Genomic DNA, 13,080 nt, shown 5'->3' on the forward strand with positions numbered 1-13,080 from the left:
GAAGAGGCCCGTACGGTACACCCCGGACTCGCTCCAGCGGAAGCCCAGTTGGAATATGCCATCCGGTCGGGTGAACGACGGCCCCACGCGACGGGACCGGCGAGTAGCGTCGATCACGCCAGCATGAAGGTTGGCGCGACACACTACTGGCAGAACCGGAGTGAAGAACATGGCCATTATTCAGGGCGCTACGGACACCTGGACGAAGTCCTCCTATTCCGGCGGCAACGGGGCTTGCGTCGAAGTCAAGTCGCCCGTCGTCGCGGCGATCGCGGTCCGGGACTCCAAGGCCCCCGAGGGTCCGTCCATCGCTTTCGGCTCGGCGTCGTGGAACGCCTTCGTCGGCGAAGTGAGCAACGGGGCTCTCTGAGCCCGGTCATGCGCCCGAGCAGCACCGAGCAGCGCCGCGCACGCAGTACGGAAAGAGCCCTCTCGACCGGTCCGCCGTCCTGGCCGAGGGGGCTCGGCTTTGCCCTCAGCGCAGTTCGTCCACGTACCGGTCGGTGCCCGGCACGGTCGGGATGAACGGTGCCACCAGCTCCACCCGGCCCGCGTCCCCGCCCACCGTCTCCAGGTCGGCGAAGTGCTCCGCCCAGCAGGCGCGCGGGTCGCGCTCCAGGAACCAGAGCAGGGTCAGCCGGGTGTCGACGCCCTCGACCTGCTTCACGTAGGTCATCCTGTCCCCCGGCAGCGGCGTCGGGCGGAAGACGGTGACCATCGCGGCCGGGGAGCCGGCGAGCCGCCCGGGCAGTTCGCGCGCGACCAGCCGTTCGAGCAGCTCGGCGCGCGCCTCCGGCCCCTCCGCGTCGACCACCTGGAGGATCAGCCCCTGGTACGGGTGGTCGAGGGCGTGGAAGTCGCGCGGACCGGCCGCGCCGTCCCGGTACACGGTCGCCTCGTGGTCCTGGAAGGCCGTGAAGACGTGCGTACGGTCGCGGTAGACGCGGGCGTCGCGGTTGAGCCGCTTGTTGATGGAGACGGTCCACTTCATGTGCTCGTCGTAGCGGCCGTCGGTGACCCAGTACGTGGAGAGGTAGCAGCCGGCGGTGACGGGCTGGGCGACGGCGGACTTCTCCGGGCGGCGCAGTTCCTGGAGTTCGCGGGTGGCGACCCAGCGGCGGCCCGCGTACATCCAGGGCATCGCCATGGCGCCCGCGTAGTAGTGGTCGTCCTCGTACCAGCGGTTGTACGCCCACTCGTGGCCCGGGTGCGGTTCGACCATCGTGATCAGCGCGTGGCCGGGGCGGACCCCGTACGGGCCGACCGCCGCCAGTTCCGCGTACGCCTCGCTCCGCGTCTCCTCGCTCACTTCGAGAACCCCTTCCCAAGTCCGGTGGAGCCCCCTACTCTGACGGGCCGTCAGATGAATGGCCAGAGTCGGGAGGCACCCGGATGCTGCTCCAGGGAAAGACCGTGGTCGTGTCGGGAGTCGGCGCGGGGCTCGGGCACCGGATCGCCGAGACGGTCGTACGGGACGGCGGCAACGCGGTCCTCGGCGCGCGTACCGAGGCCAACCTCGCCAAGTCGGCGGCCGAGATCGATCCGGAAGGCCGCCACACCGCGCATCGCGCCACCGACATCACCGACGAGGCACAGTGCGAGGCGCTCGCCGCGCTCGCGGTCGAGCGGTTCGGCGCCGTCGACGCCGTCGTCCATGTGGCCGCCTGGGACAGCTACTTCGGCGGGATCGAGGACGCCGACTTCGCCACCTGGCAGGGCGTCCTGGATGTCAATCTGCTCGGCACCCTGCGGATGACCCGCGCCTGCCTGCCGGCCCTGAAGGCACGGGGTGGCTCCGTGGTCCTCATCGGGACGCAGTCGGCGGTGGCGGCACCCTCCCAGGTGCGGCAGGCGGCGTACGCGGCCTCGAAGGGGGCGCTGACCTCGGCGATGTACTCGATGGCGCGCGAGCTCGGCCCGCACCGGATCCGGGTCAACACCGTGCTGCCGGGCTGGATGTGGGGCCCGCCGGTCCAGGCGTACGTACAGTTCACGGCGCACACCGAGGAGGTGCCGGAGGCCGAGGTGCTCGGCCGGCTCACGGAGCGGATGGCGCTGCCCGAGCTGGCGACCGACGGGGACGTGGCGGAGGCGGCGGCGTTCCTCGCCTCCGACCGGGCCCGGGCGATCACCGGGCAGTCGCTCCTCGTCAACGCGGGTGAGCTGATGCGGTAGCCCCCGCGGGCGGAGATCGGGCCGCACGGTACGCGACGGCGTACCGTGCGGCCCTTTTTGACCCTATCTGCGTTCAGGAATGTGAATGCAGGTCAGCAAGAAGAACGATTTTACGTTCTCTTGACCTGTCGCCGCGTTGTCCTGGCCCTGCGACTCCCCACACCATGAACGGCGTTCACAAGACGGACCGGACCCCTGGAGGGGGCTCAATGAACAGTCTCGACTGGGCCGTGCTCATCGGCTATTTCGGCGTCATGGTCGCGATCGGAGTCTGGTCCCACAAGCGCGTGGACAACGTCTCCGACTTCTTCACCGCCGGCGGCAAGATGCCCTGGTGGCTCTCCGGCATCTCGCACCACATGTCGGGCTACAGCGCGGTGATGTTCACCGGGTACGCGGGCATCGCGTTCACGTACGGCGTCACCTCGTACGTCACCTGGTCCTTCCCGATCGCGATCGGGATCGCGATCGGCGCCCATCTCTTCGCGCCGCGCCTCAACCGGCTGCGCTCACGGCTCCATGTGGCCTCCCCGCTGGAGTACCTGAAGAACCGGTACAACCTCCCCACCCAGCAGGCGCTCGCCTGGTCCGGCGTCCTGCTGAAGATCGTCGACGTGGGCGCCAAGTGGGCCGCGATCGCCACCCTGCTCTCCGTCTTCACCGGGATCTCCCTCAACCAGGGCATCCTCATCACCGGTGTGATCACCGGCATCTACTGCACGGTCGGCGGGCTGTGGGCCGACGCCCTCACCGAACTCGGCCAGTTCATCATCCAGTTCTTCGCCGGTATCGCGATGCTCGTCGCCGTCCTCGCCGAACTGGGCGGGATCAGCGCGCTGTGGGACGTCTGGGACCGTCCCGAGCTCCAGGGCCACACCGCGCCGACGGCCGGCCCGTACACACTGACCTTCCTGCTCGCCTACCTCTTCATCAAGACCTTCGAGTACAGCGGCGGCATGTGGAACCAGGCCCAGCGCTACATGGCCACCCCCAATGCCCGCGAGGCCACCCGCTCCGGCCGGCTGTCGGCGGTCCTGTGGTTCGTCTGGCCGCTGGTCCTCTTCTTCCCCATGTGGGTCGCGCCGCTGCTCGTCGACCCGAAGAAGCCCGACGCCTCCGACAGTTACGCCCTGATGACCGAACAGCTGCTGCCGCACGGGCTGCTCGGTCTGGTCATCGTCGGCTTCTTCTCCCACACGATGGCCATGTGCTCCTCCGACGCCAACGCCATCGCGGCCGTCTTCACCCGCGACATCGCCCCCGTGATGAGCAAGGCGGCGCGGAGCTGGACGCAGCAGGCCGGACTGATCGCGGCGCGCTGGTCGACGATCGCGTTCCTCGCCCTGTCGATGGCGGTCGCCACCCAGGTCAACTCGCCCACCTTCAAGGACATCATCACGGTCGTCATCAAGTGGGTGGCCGGTCTGATGGGCCCGATCGCGATCCCGTTCATGCTCGGTCTGCTGAAGACCTTCCGGAAGTCCGGCCCCACGGCGGCGCTGGTCTCCTGGGCCGCGGGTCTGTTCGTCTTCTGGCTGACCAACTACGGCCTGGACGGCATCGAGCTCCAGATCCAGATCGTGTCGCCGCTCGCGACCTCGCTGATCCTGTACATCCTCATCGGCTTCATCAAGCCCGAGGACACCCCGGAGCGCGACGCGATCCTGGCCAAGATCAACCAGGACCCCGACGCGGACGGCGGCGCCGCCGTCCCGCCGCAGGCCTCGGGTGAGCCGGCCGGTCAGCCCCTGGCGTGACGGGCGGGGCGCCCGGTCAGCCCCTGGGGTAGCGGGCGAGCCAGCCGGGGTGCGACTCCGCGGGGCTGTGCAGGGCGGCGCCCTGGGTCATCTCCATCGCGAAGTCGTCCGCGAGTTCAAGGATCGTCGAACGGCCCTCCAGCTCGGCCAGCCAGGCCGGCGGGAGGGCCGTCTCGCCGTGCAGGGCGCCGAGCAGCGCGCCCGTGACGGCTCCGGTCACGGCCGACGGGCCGTCGTGGTTCACCGCGAGGCGCAGCCCGTGGCGGATGTCCTCGCCGACGAGGGCGCAGTACACGGCCGCGGCGAGCTGGCCCTCGGCCCGGTCCTCGTCCGCGCCGAGATCCGTGACCCGTACGGCGTTCGGCATCCCCTGGCGTACGGCTCCCAGCGCCCGCTGGAGCGCGTCGGTGACGGGCTCGTGGCCGGCGCGCGGGGTGAGCTGCGCCAGCGCCCGCTGGACCGAGCCGTCCACGCTCTCGCCGCGCGCCAGGCCGTGCACGACGACGGCGAGCGCGCCGGCCGCGAGGTGGGCGGCCGGGTCGCCGTGGGTCTGTGCCGCGCACTCGACGGCGAGCTGGCAGACCAGCTGCGGCTCCCAGCCGACGAGGAGGCCGAAGGGCGCCGAGCGGACGAGCGCCCCGGAGTCGGTCGCCTCCGGGTTCTTGGGCCGGTCGAGGGTGCCGAGGACCTCGTCGCCGAAGCCGGTGAGGCAGGCGCGGGCCGGGTCGCGGCGGGCGTAGAGCCACTCCTCGCGGGCGAGCCAGCCGTTGTCCCTGCGGCGCTCGTCGGGGCCCCAGTCGCGCTGGGTGGCCGCCCAGCGCAGATGGGCGCGGTGGACGTCGGTGGGCGGGTGCCAGGCGCCGGTGTCGCGGCGGACCTGGGCCCGTATCAGCCCGTCGACGGTGAACAGGGTCATCTGGGTGGCGGCGGTGACCGCGCCGCGTCTGCCGTACGCCGGGACCGGCTCCATGAGGCCCTCCGGCCCGTGGGCGGTCCTGATCCCCTCCAGGGAGAGCGCCCCGACGCCCGCGCCGAAGGCGTCGCCCACGGCACCGCCGAGGAGGCAGCCGCGGACCCGGGCGCGGAAGTCCTGCTGTTCGGCGCGGCCCCACACGGCCGCAGCGGTTGTGGTCACGACGTGCCCTCCCCCGGAAACCTCGGCGCTCAGATCTCGCAGCACTGTAATCGACCGAGTTCGCTCGTTCGCGGGACGGAACCTTTTGCGATCGGACGCCTTTCTGTCCGTCTTCGACCGCCGTCCACCGGAAGTTCCGGCACCTCTAAGGACCCCCGCTAGTCCCCCAGCACCGGCAGCAGCTCCGGAAGATGGCCGTCCGACGCCGTCGCCGCGCGCTGCCGCTCCTCGGCGACCTCGCCGTACAGCGTCGTGCGCGGGCGGGACGGCCGCCCGGCCGCCTCCGCGATGGCGACCAGATCCCGGATCGAGCGGTACGAGCCGTAACTGGATCCCGCCATACGGGAGATGGTCTCCTCCATCAGGGTGCCGCCCAGGTCGTTGGCGCCCGAGCGGAGCATCTCGGCGGCGCCGTCCGCGCCGAGCTTCACCCAGCTGGTCTGGATGTTCGGGATGTACGGGTGGAGCAGCAGCCGCGCCATCGCCGTGACCGCGCGGTTGTCCCGGACCGTCGGGCCCGGCCGCGAGATGCCCGCGAGGTAGACGGGCGCGTTGGTGTGGATGAACGGCAGCGTCACGAACTCCGTGAAACCGCCGGTCTCCTGCTGGATCCCGGCCAGCGTGCGGAAGTGGCCCAGCCAGTGCCGGGGCTGGTCCACATGTCCGTACATCATCGTCGAGGACGAGCGGATGCCCAGCTCGTGGGCCGTCTTCACCACCTCGATCCAGGTGGCCGTCGGCAGCTTGCCCTTGGTGAGGATCCAGCGGACCTCGTCGTCGAGGATCTCGGCGGCCGTGCCCGGGATCGAGTCGAGCCCGGCCTCCTTCGCCGCCGTCAGCCACTCCCGGATCGAGAGCCCGGTCCGCGTGGCGCCGTTGACGACCTCCATCGGCGAGAAGGCGTGGACGTGCATCCCGGGCACGCGCTCCTTCACCGCCCGCGCGATGTCGAAGTACGCCGTGCCGGGCAGGTCCGGGTGGATGCCGCCCTGCATGCACACCTCCACCGCGCCGACCTCCCACGCCTGCTGCGCCCGGTCGGCGACCTGGTCGAGCGAGAGGGTGTAGGCGTCGGCGTCCGTGCGCCGCTGCGCGAAGGCGCAGAACCGGCAGCCGGTGTAGCAGACGTTGGTGAAGTTGATGTTCCGGGTGACGATGTACGTGACGTCGTCGCCGACCACCGACCTGCGCACGTCGTCGGCGATCCGGGTCAGCGCGTCGAGCGCGGGACCGTCGGCGTGCAGCAGGGCGAGGGCCTCGTCGTCCGTGAGCTTCGTCGGGTCGTCGGCGGCGGTGGCGAGCGCGGCCCGGACGTCCGTGTCGATGCGCTGGGGGACCATGCCGGGAATCGCCGCCTCGCGCAGCGCCTCCCAGTCGCCGTAGACCTCGTCGAAGTCCTCGCGGCGGTCGTGGGTGCGGCCGGTGGTGTCGATCGTCCGGTGCAGATCCGTGCGGCCCGCCGCCGTGAACGCCTCGTCCGGCTCCTGCCAGGGCAGCCCGCGCACCTGGGCGTCCGGGTTCGCGAGCCCGGTCTCAGGGTCGGCGAGCGCTCGCACGTGCGGCAGCAGACGGGGGTCGAGCCAGGGCTCGCCGCGACCCACGAACTCCGGGTAGACGCAGAGGCGTTCGCGCAGCTCGAAGCCGGCGGCGCGGGACTTCTCCGCGAGGGTGTCGATCTGCGGCCAGGGCCGCTCCGGGTTCACATGGTCGATGGTGAGCGGGGAGACCCCGCCCCAGTCGTCGATGCCGGCGCCGATGAGCCGTCCGTACTCCTCGTCGACGAGGTTCGGCGGGGCCTGGAGGCAGGCCGAGGGGCCCATGATGTGCCGGGCGACGGCGATCGTGGCGATCAGGTCGTCCAGTTCGGCGTCCGGCATGCCGCGCATCGCCGTGTCCGGCTTGGCGCGGAAGTTCTGGATGATCAGTTCCTGGATGGAGTGGTACGCCCGGGAGACCCGGCGCAGCGCGAAGAGGGACTCGGCCCGCTCCTCGTACGTCTCGCCGATCCCGATGAGCAGCCCGCTGGTGAACGGCACGGACGACCGGCCTGCGTCCTCCAGCACCCGCAGCCGGACGGCCGGCTCCTTGTCGGGGGAGCCGAAGTGCGGGCCGCCGGGCTCGGACCAGAGCCGGGTCGCCGTCGTCTCCAGCATCATGCCCATGGACGGCGCGACGGGCTTGAGCCGCTGGAAGTCCGTCCAGGACAGCACGCCCGGGTTGAGGTGCGGGAGGAGACCGGTCTCCTCCAGGATGCGGATCGCCATGGCCCGTACGTACGCGAGGGTGTCGTCGTAGCCGTGCGCGTCGAGCCACTCGCGCGCCTCGGGCCAGCGGTCCTCGGGCTTGTCGCCGAGCGTGATCAGGGCTTCCTTGCACCCCAGCTCCGCGCCGCGGCGGGCGATGTCGAGGACCTCGTCGGGGGACATGAACATCCCGTGCCCCGCGCGGCGCAGCTTCCCCGGCACGGTCACGAACGTGCAGTAGTGGCACTTGTCACGGCAGAGCCGGGTGAGCGGTATGAAGACGCTCTTCGAGTACGTGATGACCCCCGGGCGCCCGGCGGCCTCCAGGCCCGCGTCCCGCACCCGCCCCGCGGAGGCGACCAGATCGTCCAGATCCGTTCCCCGCGCCTGGAGCAGCACGGCGGCCTCGCCCACATCGAGCGCCACTCCGTCCCTGGCCCGCTTGAGGGCACGGCGCATGGCGTTCTCGGTGGGCCGTCCTGCCTGCCCGGGCTGCTGATCCGTCATGGACCGAGCATACGAGTGCCCTCGGGCAGGCAGGAGGCCCCGTCGGACGCCGTCGTGCGGGAAAGGCCTCCGGCCGTGGCGTGAGCCCTCACACGTACGGGGCGAACTCGTCCAGCACCCCCAGGACCTCCGTCTCGTCCCCCGGCGGCAGCTGGAGCACCACCTCCTCGCAGCCCAGCTCCTCGTAGTGCGCGAGCTTGCCCGGGTTCGGGAGGACCGCGTACGGGACGACCTGGAGGGTCTTAGGGTCGCGTCCCGCCTGCTCCCAGGCCTCGCGGAGCACCGGCATCGACCGGGTCAGGCCACGGCCGCCGATCGGCATCCAGCCGTCCGCGTACTCGGCGATCTGCGCGAAGAGCTTGGGGCCCGCGGCGCCGCCGAGCAGGGTGCGCGGGGCGCCGCCGGCCGGCTTGGGGTAGGCGTAGGAAGCCCGCACCGACACCCCGAACTCACCCTCGTACGCCGTCGGTTCGTCGGCCCACAGCGCGCGCATCAGCGCCATCCGCTCCCGGCCGAGTTCACGCCGTGTCGACCACTCCACGCCGTGGTCCGCGGCCTCCTCCTTGTTCCAGCCGAAGCCGATGCCGAGCGTGAAGCGCCCGCCGGAGAGATGGTCCAGGGTGGCGATCTGCTTGGCCAGGTCGATCGGGTCGTGCTCGGTGATCAGCGTGATGCCGGTGCCGAGTTCCAGCCGTTCGGTGACGGCGGAGGCCTGGCCGAGGGCGACGAACGGGTCGAGGGTGCGGCCGTACTCCCGCGGCAGCTCGGTGCCCGCCGCGGGGTAGGGGGTGGCCCGGTCGATCGGGATGTGGGTGTGTTCGGGCAGGTAGAGCCCTGCGAAGCCCCGCTGTTCGAGCTCGCGCGCGAGGCGGACGGGGGTGATGGTCTCGTCGGTCAGGAAGATCGTGGTCGAGATCCGCATAGCGGCACGGTAGGGGCTGCGGCGTGGATTTCCGAGAGGTGCGGCGCGTCGGGCCTCTTGCGTTGTCCGGGAGTTCACGCCCTACTACGAGGGTGCCGGACATGAGCGAAACGACCCGACGAACGCTCCTGACGACGAGCGTCGCCTCCGCCCTTACCTTGGGAAGCGTGAGCTTCGCGCACGCCGCCGACACCCCCGACGGCTCCCCCGGGGGATCCCCCGGCGGCGACCGGACGGAGACGGTCGGCGGCACGCTGCCGCCCGGCTCCCCCGACTACGTGTACCTCCCGGTCGAGATCCCCCGCGGGGTGCGCGAGATCCATGTCTCGTACGCGTACGAGCGGCCGGCCGTCCCCGCCGGGACCCAGGGCAACGCCCTGGACATCGGCATCTTCGACCAGCGCGGGACCGAGCTCGGCGGCAAGGGCTTCCGGGGGTGGTCGGGCGGGGCGCGCACGGAGTTCTTCCTCCGCGCCGACGAGGCGACGCCCGGCTATGTCGCCGGTCCGCTGAAGGCCGGGACCTGGTTCGTCGTGCTCGCCCCGTACACGGTGGCGCCGCGGGGGCTCACGTACTCGGTGACGATCACCCTGCGCTTCGGTGCCTCCCCGCCCACGCCCAGGCCCGTGTACCCGCCCGAGCGGGCCGAGGGCCGGGGAAGGGCCTGGTACCGCGGCGACAGCCATCTGCACACCGTGCACTCGGACGGGCGCCGTACGCCCGCCGAGGTCGCCGCGCTCGCGCGCGCCGCCGGGCTCGACTTCCTCACCGCCACCGAGCACAACACCCATGCCGGGCACGGGGCGTGGGCCGAGGCAGCCGGGGACGACCTGCTGATCCTCCTCGGCGAGGAGGTCACCACCCGCAACGGCCACGTCCTGGCCGTGGGCACGGACCCGGGCACGTTCGTGGACTGGCGCTACCGGGCGCGGGAGAACCGTTTCGGGCGTTTCGCGCGAGAGATCCGCAGGGCGGGCGGCCTGGTCGTGCCGGCGCACCCGCACGCCACCTGCATCGGCTGCACCTGGAAGTTCGGCCTCGGCGACGCGGACGCGGTCGAGGTGTGGAACGGCCCCTACACCCCGGACGACGAGGTGTCGCTGGCCGGCTGGGACGCGGCGCTCGCGAAGGGCCGCTGGACCCCGGCGATGGGCAACTCCGACGCCCACCGTGACCCGGACCGTGTCGGCACCCCGCAGACCGTGGTCCTGGCGGACGAGCTGAGCCGGGAGGCGATCCTGGAGGGCCTGCGCGCGGGCCGCTCGTACGTCGCCGAGTCCTCGTCCGTCTCCCTGGACTTCTCGGTCACGGACGGCCGGGGGCGCACCACGGGCATCGGCGGGCGTCTGCGGGTGCCGGCGGACCAGCCCGTCACCGCCCGGCTGACGGTGAGCGGCGCCCCGGCGGGCGGCACGGTCCGCTTCGTCACGGACCAGGGCGTCCTGTACACGGCGCCGGCGACCGGGCAGCCGGTGGAGTGGGTGACGACGGCCGCGTACGCCTCCTACGTACGGGCCGAGGTGCGGCACCCGGCGACGCTGCCGCCGCTGCCGGGCGCGCTCGCGGCCTTCACGAACCCGGTGTTCCTGGAGGCGCGCGGGATCAGCCCCGGTACTCGCTGAGGTCGATCGCGTACACGCGCAGCGGGACGCCGAACTCCGGGTGCTCGGCCTCGCGCTCCGGGGTCATCCCGAGCTTGTGGATGACCTTCTCGGAGGCCGAGTTGGAGATGTGGGTGATGGCGACCACCCGGTCGAGGCCGCGGTCCTGGAGCGCGAACTCCAGGGCCGCGTGGGCGGCCTCCGAGGCGTATCCCTGCCCCCAGAAGGGCCGGCCGAGCCGCCAGCCGATCTCCACCTCGTGCGCCAGCTCGGGCAGGAAGTGGGGCACGGAGAGCCCGGCGAAGCCGATCAGCTCACCGGAGCCGAGGAGCTCGACGGCGAAGAGCCCGAAGCCCTCCTCGTCCCACTCCTCCTCCCACCGCTCGATGTCCTCGGCGGTCTGCTCCAGGTCACGGGTGGATCCGTCTCCGATCCAGCGCATCACCTCGGGGTCGGCGTTGATCTCGGCCATGGGGACGAGGTCGTCGTCGGTCCAGCGGCGGAGCAGGAGGCGGGGCGTGAGGATCTCGGTCATGCCCCCATCGTCCCGCACCGTGCCCGCCACCCGCGTCACCGCCCGGCCAAGGGCGCATGCGGGGAAATCCACCTGTGCTTCCTTGGCCCGGATGCTTGGATGTCCGGCATGCTGAGCCGACTCGAGACCTACTACGACGCCGTTCCCCGATCCGCCGCGCGGGCCGAGGAGTTCGGGCCGCTCACCCTGTTCGTACGGGAGGGGGAGGGGTGGCCGTACTACGCCCGGCCGACGCTCGGGCACTCCGGGGACGTGTCGGCCGGCGAGGTGGACCGGGTGCGGGCGCGGCAGCGGGAGTTGGGCGCGCCGGAGGCCTTCGAGTGGGTCGCGGAGACGACGCCGGGGCTGCGCGCGGCCGTCGAGAAGAGCGGTCTGGTGGTGCGTGAGCATCCGCTGATGGTCCTGGAGGGGGAGGGCACGGCGCCCGCCGTTCCCGAGGGCGTCACCGTGCGGACGGTCGGCGCCGAGGACCCGGTCCTGCCGAGTGCGGCCGCCGTCCCGTACGCGGCCTTCGGCGTCGCGCCGTCTCCGGCCGCCGCCGCCCAGCTCGCCGCGCGCATCGCGGCGGGCCTGACCCACCTCGCCGCCGCGGTCGACACGGACGGCGGCGCGCTGTCCGCCGGGCAGCACCAGCCCGTCGGCCCCGTCTCGGAGGTCGTCGGCGTCGGCACCCTGCCGGCCGCCCGCCGCCGGGGCCTGGGTCTCGCGGTCACGGCGGCCCTGATCGCGGACGCCCGCGCCCGCGGTGTGGAGACGGTCTTCCTGACGGCCACGGACGAGTCCGTGGCCCGCCTCTACGGCCGCCTCGGTTTCCGTACGGTCGCCACCGCCCTGATCGCGGAAGCGGCCTCCTGAGAATCCTCCGGAAAAAACTTCTCCGGACGTGTCACATCCGCGTCGCGGGCTCCGTCAGTGCAGTGAAGCCGGCAGGAACGGCCCACAGGAACACGGACCGCTGAAGGAGCGACCACCATGCTGCACGAGATCACCCCCCGGATGACCAACCCCGCCTACGTCCTCCCCGGCGCCGGAGCCGCCATTCAGGAGCTGGTGAAGGCCACCCGTCAGGGCGGAGTCCCGGAGTCGACGCTGGAGCTCGTGCACCTGCGTGCCAGCCAGATCAACGGGTGCGGCTTCTGCGTCGACTTCGGCGTCAAGAGCGCCCGGAAGGCCGGGATGAGCGACGAGAAGCTCTTCGCCGTCGCGGCCTGGCGCGAGGCGCCGTACTTCACCGACGAGGAGCGGGCCGCGCTGGCGCTCGCCGAGCACGCGACGCGGCTGGCCGACACCTCGGACGCCGTGCCGGACGCGGTGTGGGACGCGGCCGCCGACCACTTCGACGAGAAGCAGCTCTCGGCGATCGTGATGATGGTCGCCCTCACCAACCTGTTCAACCGGATCAACGTGACGATCAGGCAGCCGGCGGGCGTGGCTCTCTGACCGGCGGCTCGCGCACCATCAGTACGTCGATCGGGTCCTCGCACGACTCGACCGTGAATCCCTCGCGTTCGTAGAGGCGCCGGGCCGCACTGCCGCGCACCACGACGAGACGTACGGGAAGGGACTGCTCGTCCGCCCGGGCCAGCAGCTCCCGCAGGACCGCCGTCCCGAGGCCCCTGCCCTGGGCCTCGGGAGCCAGGTAGAAGTGCTCGATGTACAGCCCCGGCCCGTCGTCGTACGGGCGGAAGGTCACACAGCCCACGAGGGCCCCCTCGGTCTCGACGACCGAGGTGTGTTCCGGGGAGAAGCCGTCGCGCAGCCGCTGCCGTACCCGGTGCTCGTCGTAGCGGCCGAGCCGCACCAGGTCGTCGCGCATCACGACCGCCCGCAGGTCGGCGATCGGCTCCACGTCCTCCGCCCGCCCGGGGCGCAGCGACCATGTCTGTTCCGTATGCACGGACGCATCCTAGGGAGAGCTCCGTGTCCCGGCGGGCGCGACCTGGTCGGGGGGCCGCTCGTTGGTCCCGGCATGAAGATGATCCGCAACCTGGCCCTGACCGGTCTCGCCCTCGCCGGGAGCATCGGCGCCGCCGGGTCCGCCGCCGCCGACACCATGGACCTCGGCAACGCCAACCTCCCGTCCGTCGTCCCGCTGAGCGGCCTCCTGGACCCCCAGGAGAAGCCGGCCTCGGCGGCCGGGATGCCCGCCGCCAACGCGACCGTGGAGGGGCTGCTCCCCGGCCGCTGACCGCGACGGACGTACGA

13 protein-coding genes are annotated in these 13,080 nt (G+C 72.0%); 7 read left to right on the top strand and 6 right to left on the bottom strand.

Annotated features, from left to right (window positions below):
• The first annotated feature begins 169 nt into the window (after positions 1-169).
• Positions 170-370, top strand: coding sequence for a DUF397 domain-containing protein (locus tag ACZ3OF_RS20670; RefSeq protein WP_137988782.1), 201 nt, complete (start codon positions 170-172; stop codon positions 368-370).
• A gap of 105 nt (positions 371-475) precedes the next feature.
• On the opposite strand, the gene ACZ3OF_RS20675 is transcribed toward ACZ3OF_RS20670, so the two are convergent.
• A complete protein-coding gene (locus ACZ3OF_RS20675) occupies positions 476-1,309 on the bottom strand; it encodes a hypothetical protein (RefSeq protein WP_361671721.1) in 834 nt (277 codons plus the stop codon).
• 83 nt (positions 1,310-1,392) lie between these two features.
• Between ACZ3OF_RS20675 and ACZ3OF_RS20680 the strand changes: the two genes are divergently transcribed.
• Both ACZ3OF_RS20680 and ACZ3OF_RS20685 read left to right on the top strand, forming a co-directional pair.
• Positions 1,393-2,175, top strand: a complete 783-nt coding sequence (locus tag ACZ3OF_RS20680; RefSeq protein WP_361671718.1) for an SDR family oxidoreductase — start codon at positions 1,393-1,395, stop codon at positions 2,173-2,175.
• 209 nt (positions 2,176-2,384) lie between these two features.
• A complete protein-coding gene (locus ACZ3OF_RS20685) occupies positions 2,385-3,932 on the top strand; it encodes a sodium:solute symporter family protein (protein ID WP_361671716.1) in 1,548 nt (515 codons plus the stop codon).
• 16 nt (positions 3,933-3,948) lie between these two features.
• On the opposite strand, the gene ACZ3OF_RS20690 is transcribed toward ACZ3OF_RS20685, so the two are convergent.
• The 3 genes from ACZ3OF_RS20690 to ACZ3OF_RS20700 form a co-directional block, all read right to left on the bottom strand.
• Positions 3,949-5,067 carry an ADP-ribosylglycohydrolase family protein gene (locus tag ACZ3OF_RS20690; RefSeq protein WP_361671714.1) on the bottom strand — a complete coding sequence of 373 codons (1,119 nt, stop codon included), beginning with the start codon at positions 5,065-5,067 and terminating at the stop codon, positions 3,949-3,951.
• Positions 5,068-5,225: 158 nt separating this feature from the next.
• Positions 5,226-7,817, bottom strand: a complete 2,592-nt coding sequence (locus tag ACZ3OF_RS20695) for a bifunctional FO biosynthesis protein CofGH (protein ID WP_361671712.1) — start codon at positions 7,815-7,817, stop codon at positions 5,226-5,228.
• 88 nt (positions 7,818-7,905) lie between these two features.
• A complete protein-coding gene (locus ACZ3OF_RS20700) occupies positions 7,906-8,739 on the bottom strand; it encodes an LLM class F420-dependent oxidoreductase (protein ID WP_467306065.1) in 834 nt (277 codons plus the stop codon).
• A gap of 101 nt (positions 8,740-8,840) precedes the next feature.
• Here ACZ3OF_RS20700 and ACZ3OF_RS20705 point away from each other — a divergent pair, with 101 nt between their 5' ends.
• Entirely contained in the window at positions 8,841-10,361 is a 1,521-nt protein-coding gene (locus ACZ3OF_RS20705) for a CehA/McbA family metallohydrolase (protein ID WP_467306067.1), read from the top strand.
• Here ACZ3OF_RS20705 and ACZ3OF_RS20710 read toward each other — a convergent pair.
• Entirely contained in the window at positions 10,342-10,875 is a 534-nt protein-coding gene (locus ACZ3OF_RS20710; RefSeq protein WP_361671705.1) for a GNAT family N-acetyltransferase, read from the bottom strand. The genes ACZ3OF_RS20705 and ACZ3OF_RS20710 overlap by 20 nt on opposite strands.
• Positions 10,876-10,974: 99 nt before the next feature.
• On the opposite strand from ACZ3OF_RS20710, the gene ACZ3OF_RS20715 reads away from it, so the two are divergent.
• Positions 10,975-11,730, top strand: coding sequence for a GNAT family N-acetyltransferase (locus ACZ3OF_RS20715; protein ID WP_361671704.1), 756 nt, complete (start codon positions 10,975-10,977; stop codon positions 11,728-11,730).
• 117 nt (positions 11,731-11,847) lie between these two features.
• On the top strand, positions 11,848-12,315 hold the full coding sequence (locus ACZ3OF_RS20720; protein ID WP_361671701.1) for a carboxymuconolactone decarboxylase family protein: 468 nt from the start codon (positions 11,848-11,850) through the stop codon (positions 12,313-12,315).
• Here the strand turns inward: ACZ3OF_RS20720 and ACZ3OF_RS20725 are convergent.
• Positions 12,287-12,772, bottom strand: a complete 486-nt coding sequence (locus tag ACZ3OF_RS20725; RefSeq protein ID WP_467306071.1) for a GNAT family N-acetyltransferase — start codon at positions 12,770-12,772, stop codon at positions 12,287-12,289. The two genes, ACZ3OF_RS20720 and ACZ3OF_RS20725, sit on opposite strands and share 29 nt — an antisense overlap.
• A 72-nt stretch (positions 12,773-12,844) precedes the next feature.
• Between ACZ3OF_RS20725 and ACZ3OF_RS20730 the strand changes: the two genes are divergently transcribed.
• Positions 12,845-13,063 (top strand): hypothetical protein, encoded by a 219-nt coding sequence (locus ACZ3OF_RS20730; RefSeq protein ID WP_361671695.1) that lies wholly within the window; start codon positions 12,845-12,847, stop codon positions 13,061-13,063.
• The last annotated feature ends 17 nt before the right edge of the window (positions 13,064-13,080 follow it).

This window comes from Streptomyces sp. NPDC022552 (assembly GCF_055561875.1).